The 13,418-nt window shown below is 65.1% G+C and carries 8 protein-coding genes and 3 rRNA genes; all 11 read right to left on the reverse strand.

The annotated features are described in order from the left end of the window. Window positions 1-24 precede the first annotated feature (24 nt). Entirely contained in the window at window positions 25-1,797 is a 1,773-nt protein-coding gene (recN, locus tag G6N60_RS16085; RefSeq protein ID WP_163739164.1) for a DNA repair protein RecN, read from the reverse strand. Further along, on the reverse strand, window positions 1,787-2,719 hold the full coding sequence (locus G6N60_RS16090; RefSeq protein ID WP_163739165.1) for an NAD kinase: 933 nt from the start codon (window positions 2,717-2,719) through the stop codon (window positions 1,787-1,789). Before G6N60_RS16090 ends, recN begins: the two co-directional genes overlap by 11 nt. Beyond that, a complete protein-coding gene (locus tag G6N60_RS16095; RefSeq protein WP_163739167.1) occupies window positions 2,716-3,525 on the reverse strand; it encodes a TlyA family RNA methyltransferase in 810 nt (269 codons plus the stop codon). Before G6N60_RS16095 ends, G6N60_RS16090 begins: the two co-directional genes overlap by 4 nt. A 3-nt stretch (window positions 3,526-3,528) precedes the next feature. Continuing rightward, window positions 3,529-3,696: a hypothetical protein gene (locus tag G6N60_RS28145; RefSeq protein WP_170312566.1), complete on the reverse strand. Its 168-nt coding sequence runs from the start codon at window positions 3,694-3,696 to the stop codon at window positions 3,529-3,531. An 8-nt stretch (window positions 3,697-3,704) separates the two neighbouring features. Continuing rightward, on the reverse strand, window positions 3,705-4,733 hold the full coding sequence (locus G6N60_RS16100) for an HAD-IIA family hydrolase (protein WP_163739169.1): 1,029 nt from the start codon (window positions 4,731-4,733) through the stop codon (window positions 3,705-3,707). Then, window positions 4,734-5,561, reverse strand: a complete 828-nt coding sequence (locus G6N60_RS16105) for a tetratricopeptide repeat protein (protein WP_163739171.1) — start codon at window positions 5,559-5,561, stop codon at window positions 4,734-4,736. Between the two features lie 141 nt (window positions 5,562-5,702). Beyond that, window positions 5,703-5,815 (reverse strand): 5S ribosomal RNA (rrf, locus tag G6N60_RS16110). Between the two features lie 154 nt (window positions 5,816-5,969). After that, window positions 5,970-9,094 (reverse strand): 23S ribosomal RNA (locus G6N60_RS16115). Window positions 9,095-9,588: 494 nt separating this feature from the next. After that, a 16S ribosomal RNA gene (locus G6N60_RS16120) occupies window positions 9,589-11,108 on the reverse strand. The 16S, 23S and 5S rRNA genes sit together here, the layout of an rRNA operon. Window positions 11,109-11,505: 397 nt before the next feature. Continuing rightward, window positions 11,506-12,786, reverse strand: a complete 1,281-nt coding sequence (gene tyrS, locus G6N60_RS16125; RefSeq protein ID WP_163739174.1) for a tyrosine--tRNA ligase — start codon at window positions 12,784-12,786, stop codon at window positions 11,506-11,508. 17 nt (window positions 12,787-12,803) lie between these two features. Then, the gene (locus G6N60_RS16130; RefSeq protein WP_163739177.1) at window positions 12,804-13,415 is read right to left on the reverse strand and encodes a DNA-3-methyladenine glycosylase; all 612 of its coding nucleotides are present in this window, start codon (window positions 13,413-13,415) and stop codon (window positions 12,804-12,806) included. Window positions 13,416-13,418: the final 3 nt, after the last annotated feature.

Raw genomic sequence — 13,418 nt, forward strand, 5'->3', positions numbered from 1 at the left:
CCTTCTGTCACATGCGCAACACGGTCATGCCGACGGTTCGGTCTCGGATTCGCGGTGCGCCGACTCGAGCAGTTCCCTGGCATGTGCTCGGCCACTGTCGGATTCGCCGAGTCCGGCGAGCATCCGGGCCAGCTCGCTGACGCGGTCGTCGTCGTCGAGGCGCCGCACCTCACTCGACTTCCCCTTGCCCGAGCCGCTGTCGACGACGAGGTGGACGTCGGCGTACGCCGCCACCTGGGGCAGGTGCGTGACGACGATGACCTGGTGCGTGCGGGCCAGCCGCGCCAGCCGCTTGCCGATCTGCACGGCGGCCCGACCGCCGACCCCGGCATCGACCTCGTCGAAGACCATCGTGGTGCCCTCGGCCGACGCGGCCAGCACCACCTCCAGAGCCAGCATCACCCGCGACAGCTCGCCGCCCGAGGCGCTCTTGGCCAGCGGCAGGACGTCGGACCCCGAGTGCGGCGTGAACCCGAACTCCACGGCGTCGACGCCGTCGTGACCCGCGTGCACCAGTTCACCGGAGGGGAGCGTCAGCGGCGCCGAGTCGTCCGCCCTGGCCAGCAGCGGGCCGACCGTGATCGCGAAACCCGCACCCGCCATCGCCAGCCCGGCGAGCTCAGCCGTCACGGCCTTCGCCATGGCCTTGGCCGCCTTGGTCCGCACCTTGGTGACGTCGGCGGCGGCCGCGACGACCTTGCCCTCGAGATCGTCGACCTGCTGCTGCAGGCCCGCCAGCGTCTCCTCGGACACGTCGAGCTGGGCGAGCCGGCCCCGGGCCTCATCGGCCCACGCCAGCACGCCGTCGACGTCGGCGGCGTACTTGCGGGTGAGGTTCCTCAACTCCCCCTGCCGCGCCAGCTTGGATTCCAAAGTGCTTGCGTCGCTGGGTAAGTCGGCAAGGTACGCACCGAGCTCGGCGGCGACGTCACCGGCGATGGCGAGCGCCTCGCCCAATCGCTCGCCCTGCGCGCGGAGCACCGCGTCGTCGGTGGACTGCAGCACCGCCTTCGACTGCGCCATCGCGTCGACCGCCGAGACCGCGCCCTGACCGGAATCGTCGACCTCGCCGGACAGCGCGACCCGGGCGGTCTGAGCCGCGTCGCGCAGGGCATCCAATTCGGACAACCTGCGGATCTCGGCCACCAGCGACTCGTCCTCACCGGGTTCGGGGGCGACGGCGTCGATCTCGCCGAGACCGAACTGCAGCCGGTCGGCCTCCAACGCCAGTTCCCGGGCCCGGCGCCGACGGTCGGTCAGGTCACGCCGCCGCGCCAGCCATTCGTCGCGCAGTGCGCGGTACCGCGTCAGCGGTGTGGCGACGTCGGCGAACCGGTCGAGGGCAGCGCGCTGCTCGTCGGATCGCATCAACCGGAGCTGATCGTTCTGCCCATGCAGCGCAAGGAGTTCGGTGGTGAACGTGCTGAGCGACTTGGCGGGCACGCTACGGCCGCCGAGGTACGCGCGCGACGGGCCGTCACGACTGACCGAGCGCGCGGCGATGACACTGCCGTCGTCGTCGCGGTCGGCGCCCGAGGAGTCGAGGATCTCGTCGATGCGCTCCGCCACCACCCCGCCCAGTTCGGTCGTGGTGAACCGGCCCTCGACCACCGCACGCTCCGAACCCGACCGCACCCGGCTGGCGTCGGCACGCGCACCGCCGAGCAGATGCAGGCCGGTGACGACCATCGTCTTGCCGGCTCCGGTCTCCCCCGTCAGCACCGTGAGGCCGCGATCGAACTCCGCGGTGGCCGCCCTGATCGCGCCGAGCTCTTGAATGCGGATCTCAGCGAGCACGGTGCCCCCGCCAGCCGGTCACCGGCAATTGGAACTTGCGTACCAGTCGATCGGTGAACGGTGCGCTGTCCAGGCGGATCCACTTCAGCGGCGTGCCGCAGCGGGTGACCTCGAGACGACCGCCGGCGGGCACCACCATCTCGCGGCGGCCGTCGCAGAACACCATCGCGTCGTACCCGCTGGCCTCGACCTCGATCGCGATCGACGCGTCCGGGCTGGTGACCATCGGGCGAGCGAACAGGGCGTGAGCGTTGTTGGGCACCACCAGGATCGACTCGAGGTCGGGCCAAAGGATGGGGCCACCGGCCGAGAACGCGTAGGCCGTCGACCCGGTGGGCGTCGACACCAGAACGCCGTCGCACCCGAATGCCGACACCGGACGGCCGTCGACCTCCAGCACGACCCCGAGCACGCCGAGCCGCGGCCCCTTCTCCAGGCTGGCCTCGTTGAGCGCCCAGCCGCGGTGGGTGATCTTGCCGTCCACGCGCACGACGATGTCCAGCGTCATGCGCTCCTCGACGCGGTAGTTCCGGCTGATGACCTTCTCGAGCACGGTGTCGATCGCCGACGCCTCGGCCTCGGCCAGGAATCCGATGCGGCCCAGGTTGACCCCCAGCACGGGGATCTCGACGTTGCGGGCCAATTCGGCGGCCCGCAGGAACGTGCCGTCACCGCCGAGGACGAGCACCATCTCACACCCCTCGGCGGCGCGCTCGTCGGCATCGACGACCTCCACCTCGACGCCGATCGCGTCCAGCTCGGCGGCCCCGAGGTACAGCGGCTGGTGGTCGACGCTCTCGGCGGCGAGCACGCGCAGACCAATCCCGTTCTCCGCCAACACCTTCTCCACCCGGCGGGCGGTCTCGGTGGCCTCGTCCCGACCGGTGTGGACGACGAGCAGAACCTGGCGCTCGCCGGTCATTGGGGCCCCTCTTCGATGGCTCGACGTACCGCATCCTCGAGTGATTCGCCCAGCAGGGGACGGTCGGTGCTGGCCCGCAGTCGCAGGAAGAACTCGACGTTGCCCGACGGTCCGGGCAACGGACTGGACGTGACGTCGACGGGCAGCCAGCCGAGCTCGACCGCCCGGCGCGCCACCGACAACACCGCGTCGGCCCTGACCGCGGGATCGGAGACCACGCCCCCGGCCCCGACCCGGTCCTTGCCCACCTCGAATTGTGGCTTCACCATGGGAACGATATCGGCGTCGTCCGACGCGCAGGAGACGAGCGCGGGCAGCACCGTGCCCAGCGAGATGAACGACAGGTCGGCGACCACCAGGTCGACCGGTCCGCCGATCGCGTCGGCGGTCAACGACCTGACGTTGGTGCGCTCGACGACGACGACCCTGTCGTCGGATCGCAGCGACCACGCGAGCTGGCCGTAGCCGACGTCGGCCGCCACGACCTGCCGGGCGCCGCGGTCCAGCAGGACCTCGGTGAAGCCGCCGGTCGACGCACCGGCGTCGAGGCATCGTCGCCCGTGCACCGCGACGTCGAATGCGTCGAGGGCGCCGATGAGCTTGTGCGCGCCCCGCGACACCCAGACGCGTTCGTCGGTTCCGGTGACGGCGAGCTTGGCGTCGGTGCTGACCGCGGTGGCCGGCTTCGCGGCGGGCATACCGTCGATGCTGACCCGACCGGCGCCGATCAGCTCGGCCGCCTGTTGCCGGGACCGCGCGAGGCCACGCCGGACCAGCTCGGCATCAACACGAGCGCGCCGAGTCACCGCTTACCTCTCGACGGATTCCAGCGCCCGCACCAACAGGTCGTGGGCCTGCTCCAGGCGTGCGGCGATGTGCTCGACGTCGGCGTGGTCGGCGTCGTCGGCCGACGGATCGGGCAGCTCGGCGAGCAGCGCCGCGACCTGGCTGCGGATCTGATCGGGATCGGTCGTCATGTCGAGACTCACGCTATCGGATTGCCGGCGTCGACCAGCGACCAGCGCTGCAGTGCCTGCCGGGCGGTGTCGTCGCCGGCCAGGATCGAGAAGCGCACACCGTCGACGCTGGACCCCCAGACGGCGCTCGCGACCGCCCGCACGACGCTCAGCGGATCGTCGGCGTCGGGGCCCGTCGAATGCACGGTGACGTCCTGCGGTCCCACCTCCACGCGCCAGGACGGGTTCGGCGCCACCCGCAGCGCCTCGGCGTCGGCCGACGTCAGCGCGCGCAGATCCGCGGCGAGGTAGTCCGGCCGCTGCGCGGCGTCGGCGTAGATCATGTCGGCCGCCGAACTCACACCGGTGAGGACCAGGAGGCTCGGCAATTCGGTGGCGTGGGCGCCGGCGATGTCGGTGTCCAGTCGGTCGCCCACCACCAGCGGGCGCTGAAAGTCGCCTCGGGCCAACGCATCCAGGAGCAGCGGCGGCTGCGGCTTGCCCGCGACCTGTGGCCGCTGATCGGTCGCCGTCTCGAGTGCGGCGACCATCGAGCCGTTGCCGGGGAGCAGTCCGCGCTCGGACGGCAGGGTGCGGTCGACGTTCGCCGCGACCCACAGCGCGCCGGCGCGGATCGCGAGCGCCCCCTCCGCCAGCTCGGCCCAGCCGGTCTGCGGCGAGTGCCCCTGCACGACGGCCTTGGGGTCCTCGGCGAACGTGCGGACCGGTCGCAGGCCGACCGCTCGCACCTCATCGGCCAGTGCGTCGGTACCGATGATCAATACCGCTGCGCCAGAGTCGATTTGGTTGGCCAACAGGTGCGCCGCACTCTGCGCGCTGGTGACGACGTCGTCGGCGTGCACCGAGAACCCCATCGCCACCAGATTCTTGGCGACCTCGTCGGGACCGCGCGAGGCATTGTTCGTCACGAACAGCACGCGGACGCCGTCGAGGGACGTCAGGGTCTCGACGGACCCCTCGGTGGGCTGCTGGCCGCGAAAGACCGTGCCGTCGAGATCCAGCAGCAGACAATCGTGTTCCTGTGCGAGGGTCGCCACTCAGCTCAACTCCGTGATTCGCTCGTCGGCATCGGTCACGCCGTCGGTGTCGGCTGCCTCGGCGTGGATGAACCATTGCAGCGCTTCGTCGTTGCGGCCCAACGCCAGCAGCGTGTCGGCGTAGGCATAGAACAGGCGCGCCGCGGTCAGCCCCGTCCGCTGCGGATCGAGCGACGGCGTGGAGAGTGCGGCGAGGGCCTGCTCGTGCTGACCGAGATCCGAACGGGCGCCCGCGACGACGATGCGCAGCTCGTCGGCCTCGTCGCCGGTGAGTTCCTCGGCCTCCGGGGTGCGGGACAGATCGATGGCCCGCTGGGGGCGCCCGACCCCGCGTTCGCAGTCGGCGATCATCGGCAGTAGGGGCGACTTGCTGCCCATGCGGCGGGCGGCCCGCAATTCGGAGAGCGCCTGCGCCCAGTCACCGCAGTGATAGGCCGCGATGCCGACGGCTTCGCGGACGGCGGCGATCCGGCCGGACCGCGTCCGCGCGGCCTGCGCATGCCGCAGCGCCAGTTCGGGATCGTCCTCGAGATTCTCGCCCGCGGCGACGAGGTGCTTGGCGACGTAGTCGGCCGTTGCCTTGTCCAGGGTCATGAGTTCGCCGCGAACGTCCGGTGCCAACTGCTTGGCCTCGACGTCCGCGGGAATCGGTGGCGCACTGCCCTCGGAGCGCGCATCCTCTGATGGCGGCCGTGGTCGACGAACCCGGTCCGGGCGCGACCCCGGCGGCGCGTTGCGACGATCACCCGCGCCCCGTCGCGACGCGCCGGCATCGGGCGTTCGGCGGGGCCGCCGCTCGTCGCCTCCGCGTTGCCTGTCCTGGGCCACTTCGACCTTCCCTGTTCTGCTCAGCGTTCCGCAAAAAGGATACGGCGCTATTCGGCATTCCGCGAAGAATGGCTTCCGGCGCAATCGTCCTTAAAAGAGAATCACCCCCCACGTAAATGTGGGGGGTGATTCTTAAAGGGTGTTCGGCGGTGTCCTACTTTTCCAACCGTGTGGTTAGTATCATTGGCGCTGGTAGGCTTAGCTTCCGGGTTCGGGATGGGTCCGGGCGTTTCCCTGCCGCTGTTGCCGCCGTAACTCTATTTTTTTTTAAGCCCCTGGTGGTGTTTTTGGTGGTGGGGTGTGGTCTGTTTGGGTTCGTGGTGTCGTGGTTGCGAGGCGACGTTGTGGTGTGTTTACACACGGTGTGTTGGTGCCGGCTGCCTTGTGGTGGGGGTGTGCCGGTGGTGTGTGTGTAAGTTTTCGGCCGGTTAGTGCCAGTTCCCTGCAACCATTGCTGGTCTTTCAGGTCTGGTCTATCGATCCCGTGGTCTGCGGGGGGCCTTATCCCACTTGATGGGTGAGAAACCTGGTCTTGGAAGGGTTTCCCGCTTAGATGCTTTCAGCGGTTATCCTGTCCGAACGTGGCTATCCAGCCGTGCCCCTGGTGGGACAACTGGTAGACCAGAGGTTCGTCCGTCCCGGTCCTCTCGTACTAGGGACAGGTTTCCTCAAGTTTCTGACGCGCGCGGCGGATAGAGACCGAACTGTCTCACGACGTTCTAAACCCAGCTCGCGTGCCGCTTTAATGGGCGAACAGCCCAACCCTTGGGACCTGCTCCAGCCCCAGGATGCGACGAGCCGACATCGAGGTGCCAAACCATCCCGTCGATATGGACTCTTGGGGAAGATCAGCCTGTTATCCCCGGGGTACCTTTTATCCGTTGAGCGACACCCCTTCCACTCGGGGGTGCCGGATCACTAGTCCCGACTTTCGTCCCTGCTCGACATGTACGTCTCGCAGTCAAGCTCCCTTGTGCACTTGCACTCAACACCTGATTGCCGTCCAGGTTGAGGGAACCTTTGGGCGCCTCCGTTACTCTTTTGAGGCAACCGCCCCAGTTAAACTACCCACCAGGCACTGTCCCTGAACCGGATATACGGTTCGAGGTTAAAGCCCAATACGATCAGAGTGGTATTTCAACAACGACTCCACCCACACTGGCGTGTCGGTTTCACAGTCTCCCACCTATCCTACACAAACCGTAACGAACTCCAATACCAAGTTGTAGTGAAGGTCCGGGTCTTTTCGTCCTGCCGCGCGTAACGAGCATCTTTACTCGTAGTGCAATTTCGCCGAGTCTATGGTTGAGACAGTTGAGAAGTCGTTACGCCATTCGTGCAGGTCGGAACTTACCCGACAAGGAATTTCGCTACCTTAGGATGGTTATAGTTACCACCGCCGTTTACTGGGGCTTAAATTCTCGGCTTCACCACTTGCGTGATTGACCGGTCCTCTTAACCTTCCAGCACCGGGCAGGCGTCAGTCCGTATACATCGTCTTGCGACTTCGCACGGACCTGTGTTTTTAGTAAACAGTCGCTTCTCACTGGTTTCTGCGACCCCCACCGCTGCCCACCGCAAGGGTGATGACGGTAAGGGTCCCCTTCTCCCGAAGTTACGGGGGTATTTTGCCGAGTTCCTTAACCATAGTTCACTCGTACGCCTTGGTATTCTCTACCTGACCACCTGTGTCGGTTTGGGGTACGGGCCGTGTGCGAACTCGCTAGAGGCTTTTCTTGGCAGCATAGGATCACCGAATTCGCCTCACTCGGCTATGCATCACCTCTCGGACTCATGTGAACGACGGATTTGCCTATCGTTCGTCCTACCGGCTTGCCCCAGTATTACCACTGACTGGTACGGCTACCTTCCTGCGTCACCCCATCGCTTGACTACTACCCACCCGGGTCCCGTGCAGCCAGCCGGCCTCTCACCCCGAAGGGATCGATGACCCGCCTTTTGGACGGTTAGCAGAATGGATTCATCACGGACGCGCACACACGGGTACGGGAATATCAACCCGTTGTCCATCGACTACGCCTGTCGGCCTCGCCTTAGGTCCCGACTCACCCTGGGCGGACTGGCCTGGCCCAGGAACCCTTGGTCTTTCGGCGGGCAAGGTTCTCACTTGCCTTATCGCTACTCATGCCTGCATTCTCACTCCCACACCCTCCACCACTCCATCACTAGGTGGCTTCACCGGATGCAGGACGCTCCCCTACCCAACGTCACACCCGAAGGTGTGCTCGTTGCCGCGACTTCGGCGGTGTGCTTGAGCCCCGCTACATTATCGGCGCACAATCACTTGACCAGTGAGCTATTACGCACTCTTTCAAGGGTGGCTGCTTCTAAGCCAACCTCCTGGTTGTCTTCGCGACTGCACATCCTTTTCCACTTAGCACACGCTTAGGGGCCTTAGTCGGCGATCTGGGCTGTTTCCTCTCGACGCACGGAGCTTATCCCCGCCGTCTCACTGCCACACTGTTGACTTACCGGCATTCGGAGTTTGGCTGACGTCAGTAACCTTGTGAGGCCCATCGGCCATCCAGTAGCTCTACCTCCAGTAAGGACCATGCAACGCTGCACCTAAATGCATTTCGGGGAGAACCAGCTATCACGGAGTTTGATTGGCCTTTCACCCCTACCCACAACTCATCCCCTCAGTCTTCAACCTAAGTGGGTTCGGGCCTCCACAACATCTTACTGCTGCTTCACCCTGGCCATGGGTAGATCACTCCGCTTCGGGTCCAGAACACACCACTACACCACACACTCCTGTGCGGATACGCCCTATTCAGACTCGCTTTCGCTGCGGCTACCCCACACGGGTTAACCTCGCGACATGTCCCTGACTCGCAGGCTCATTCTTCAAAAGGCACGCCATCACCCCACCACGAAGGAGGGCTCTGACGGCTTGTAGGCACACGGTTTCAGGTACTATTTCACTCCCCTCCCGGGGTACTTTTCACCATTCCCTCACGGTACTCATCCGCTATCGGTCATCAGAAGGTATTCAGGCTTACCGAGTGGTCTCGGCAGATTCACAGCAGATTTCACGGGCCCGCTGCTACTCGGGAACACCATCCAAGGCAGGCGTCGGGTTTTCACGTACCGGGCTCTCACCGTCTACGGCAGGCCATCCCAAGCCACTTCCGCTAACCACGACACTTTCTCACTGCCCTCCAGGGAGGTAGCCCTAGACAAATGGGTCCCACAACCCCGCACACACAACCCCTACCCGGTATCACATGCCTGCGGTTTAGCCATCCTCCGCTTTCGCTCGCCACTACTCACGGAATCACAATTGTTTTCTCTTCCTACGGGTACTGAGATGTTTCACTTCCCCGCGTTACCTCCCGCACCCTATGCATTCAGATACGGGTAACACGACATCACTCGTGCTGGGTTTCCCCATTCGGACATCCTCGGATCAACGCTCGGTTGACAGCTCCCCGAGGCTTATCGCAGCCTCCTACGTCCTTCATCGGCCTCTGATGCCAAGGCATCCACCATGCGCCCTTAAACACTTACAACACAAAAACCACACACGCGTGCTCACACACGCGCATGCACAACACAATCGAAGAAATTACACCACAACGACCCACACCAGACCGACGCGAACCCGACACGAACCACCACCGCCACCCCCCGAAAGAGGGACGACACGCGGTGACCCGACGAGTCCACACGACTGCTGCGAATCGATGCTCGCAACCACTATCCACGAATCAAACACCACACCCCACCACCAAAACCTGGGGCAACAACACGCCTCCCACCACACGCAGTGGCCAGGGAACCACGGGCCTGTTGTCTCAAAGCCCAACAGTGTGCCTGGTGACCCACCAACCCCCACCCCCCGCATCAACGAGGGACGAGCGCCGGCGTTTTTGAGTTCATCGCCTTGAATTACTTATGCACCCGAACCGCACCCACTACAGGTCACGGCCCATCCAACGAATCGCCTGGCACACCGAACCCCCACACGGTTGTGGGCGGGACCAGGTCTCGTGGTGCTCCTTAGAAAGGAGGTGATCCAGCCGCACCTTCCGGTACGGCTACCTTGTTACGACTTCGTCCCAATCGCCGATCCCACCTTCGACGGCTCCCTCCCACGAGGGGTTAGGCCACCGGCTTCGGGTGTTACCGACTTTCATGACGTGACGGGCGGTGTGTACAAGGCCCGGGAACGTATTCACCGCAGCGTTGCTGATCTGCGATTACTAGCGACTCCGACTTCACGGGGTCGAGTTGCAGACCCCGATCCGAACTGAGACCGGCTTTGAAAGGATTCGCTCCACCTCACGGCATCGCAGCCCTTTGTACCGGCCATTGTAGCATGTGTGAAGCCCTGGACATAAGGGGCATGATGACTTGACGTCATCCCCACCTTCCTCCGAGTTGACCCCGGCAGTCTCTCACGAGTCCCCACCATGACGTGCTGGCAACATGAGACAAGGGTTGCGCTCGTTGCGGGACTTAACCCAACATCTCACGACACGAGCTGACGACAGCCATGCACCACCTGCACACAGGCCACAAGGGAACTGATATCTCTACCAGCGTCCTGTGCATGTCAAACCCAGGTAAGGTTCTTCGCGTTGCATCGAATTAATCCACATGCTCCGCCGCTTGTGCGGGCCCCCGTCAATTTCTTTGAGTTTTAGCCTTGCGGCCGTACTCCCCAGGCGGGGTACTTAATGCGTTAGCTACGGCACGGATCCCAAGGAAGGAAACCCACACCTAGTACCCACCGTTTACGGCGTGGACTACCAGGGTATCTAATCCTGTTCGCTCCCCACGCTTTCGCTCCTCAGCGTCAGTTACTGCCCAGAGACCCGCCTTCGCCACCGGTGTTCCTCCTGATATCTGCGCATTCCACCGCTACACCAGGAATTCCAGTCTCCCCTGCAGTACTCCAGTCTGCCCGTATCGCCCGCACGCCCACAGTTGAGCTGTGAGTTTTCACGAACAACGCGACAAACCACCTACGAGCTCTTTACGCCCAGTAATTCCGGACAACGCTCGCACCCTACGTATTACCGCGGCTGCTGGCACGTAGTTGGCCGGTGCTTCTTCTGCACATACCGTCACTTGCGCTTCGTCTGTGCTGAAAGAGGTTTACAACCCGAAGGCCGTCGTCCCTCACGCGGCGTCGCTGCATCAGGCTTGCGCCCATTGTGCAATATTCCCCACTGCTGCCTCCCGTAGGAGTCTGGGCCGTATCTCAGTCCCAGTGTGGCCGGACACCCTCTCAGGCCGGCTACCCGTCGTCGCCTTGGTAGGCCATCACCCCACCAACAAGCTGATAGGCCGCGGGCCCATCCCACACCGCAAAGCTTTCCCCACCAGGCCATGCGACCAGCAGGGTGTATTCGGTATTAGACCCAGTTTCCCAGGCTTATCCCAAAGTGCAGGGCAGATCACCCACGTGTTACTCACCCGTTCGCCACTCGAGTACCCCGAAGGGCCTTTCCGTTCGACTTGCATGTGTTAAGCACGCCGCCAGCGTTCGTCCTGAGCCAGAATCAAACTCTCCAAACAAAAACAACCCACACCAAACGGCACAGGTGGAAATCGCAATCAGAGAAACCTGACCAAGCAACCAGTCCTAAAACCGGCAAGATAAAACAAACCACCCCCACACAGGAAGACGGGGAGTCCCCCACGAGGATGGCCAAACAACAAACAAAAACCACCAAACACACTATTGAGTTCTCAAACAACACACCCGAGCCTTCGCCGACCGCGCGTCGAACCCGCGACTTTCGCCGCGTGCTAGTTGAGCGGTCGGTTGAAGCCTGCCCGTTTCCGGGCGGCCTCTTCTCGGTGATGCCGTCGCGCTCGGCGGTTGGACCGCGTCGCGACGACCTGGACTAAGTTACGTGCCGGATAACGGAGAGTCAAACCGGCTGCTCAGAGGCCTGATTCGTCCGGATGATCAGGCCCTGAGCGTCCGCTCGACGCCGGCGACGTTCCGCTTGCCTCGCCGCAGCACCAACCACTTGCCATGCAGGTAGTCGTCGGCGTGGGGCGTCCACTCGTCACTGTCGACGCGCTGGTTGTTGACGTAGACGCCGCCCTCGGACAGGGTGCGCCGCGCCTCGCCCTTGCTCTTGGACAAACCGGTGGCCACCAGCAGATCCCCGATCCCGTCCGCGACCCCGGGGCCGACTGCCGCGACCGACGTCTCGCGCAGCGCCGCGGCGAGCGTCGGTTCGTCCAGCCGCTCCAGTTCCCCGCGTCCGAACAGCGCCTGACTGGCCAGCTCGACGGAGTCGGTCGCCGCCCGACCATGGACGAGCGTCGTCAGCTCCTGGGCCAGCCGTCGTTGGGCGGCTCGCTCGTGTGCCCGTTCGGCGGTCGCCACCTCCAGCTCGGAGAGTTCCTCGGCCGAGAGGAACGTGAACCAGCGCAGGTAGCGCACCACGTCCGCGTCGGCGGTGTTGAAGAAGTACTGGTACCAGGCGTAGGGCGTCGTCAGCTCGGGGTCGAGCCACACGTTGCCGCCGCCGGTCGACTTGCCGAACTTCTTGCCGTCGGCCGAGGTCACCAGCGGGACGGTCAGCGCGTGCACGCCGACGCCGAGCTTCTGCCGGACCAGGCGCACGCCGGCGATGATGTTGCCCCACTGATCCGAGCCGCCGATCTGCAGTGCGCACCCGTATTTCTCGTGCAGCGCGACGAAGTCGTTGGCCTGCAACAGCATGTAGCTGAATTCGGTGTAGGAGATGCCGTCGCCCTCGAGCCTGCGTCGAATGGTGTCGCGATCGAGCATGACGTTCACCGAGAAGTGCTTGCCCAGGTCGCGCAAGAATTCGATGGCCGAGAGCTGCGACGTCCAGGACAGGTTGTTCTCGACGATGGCACCGGTCGCCGACCCGTCGAAGGCGACGAATCGCTCCAGCTGACCGCGGATGCGCTCGGACCACTCGGCGACGGTGTCGGCGGTGTTCAGCGTGCGCTCCGCGGTGTCGCGGGGATCGCCGATCAGCCCGGTGGCCCCGCCGGCCAGGACGATCGGCCGATGCCCGGCGCGCTGGAAGCGCTGCAGCGTCAGCAGCGGGATGAGGTGCCCGGCGTGCAGGCTCGGCGCCGTGGGGTCGAATCCGGCGTACAGCGTGATCGGCCCGTCGGCGGCCGCGGCGGCCAGCGCGTCGCGGTCGGTGGACTGCGCGATGAGGCCGCGCCATTCCAGCTCGTCGAGGATGCCCGTGCTCATGGGTCGATCCTTCCGCATCAGTCACTCATCCCCGGCGCGGGTGCCCGGGGACTGCGACGAAAGGCCGAGACCTCGGGACACCCGGGCAGCCAGAACCGCCACGGGCGGTCCGCCGCACGGCTCACCCCGACGCGCGGGCCGCTGGTGCCGGCGCGCGGTGCGCCGAGCGCGAGCCGAACGGGACTGTGGTCGTCGAAGAGGTCGATCCCGTTGTCTCCCATGGTGATTCCGAGCGCGGAGCTGAGGTTGCCCGGTCCCCTCGCCAACGCCGACGTCCGCGACAGGTCACCGCGGCGGGCCGTCGCGGCGTCGAGGCCGTCGGTGACGACCGCCGCCCTGAGCAGGACCGCGGCGGCCACGCCGTCGTCGGCGCAGACGACGTTGGCGCAGACGTGGATGCCGTGGCTGAGGTAGGTGTACAGCCGCCCCGCAGGCCCGAACATGAGGGTGTTGCGCCCTCCCCGACCGCGGAAGGAGTGCGACGCGGCATCGGGCCAGGGTCCGTCGGGGGGACCGCCATAGGCTTCGACCTCGACGATCGTCGCGGTCACACCGCGCGCCACGAGCTCCGCCCCCAGCAACCGCTGCGCGGCCGTCACCGGGTCGGTCGCCAACACCTCAGCGTTCACCGC

It is taken from the genome of Mycolicibacterium madagascariense, from assembly GCF_010729665.1.
Taxonomy (GTDB): domain Bacteria; phylum Actinomycetota; class Actinomycetes; order Mycobacteriales; family Mycobacteriaceae; genus Mycobacterium; species Mycobacterium madagascariense.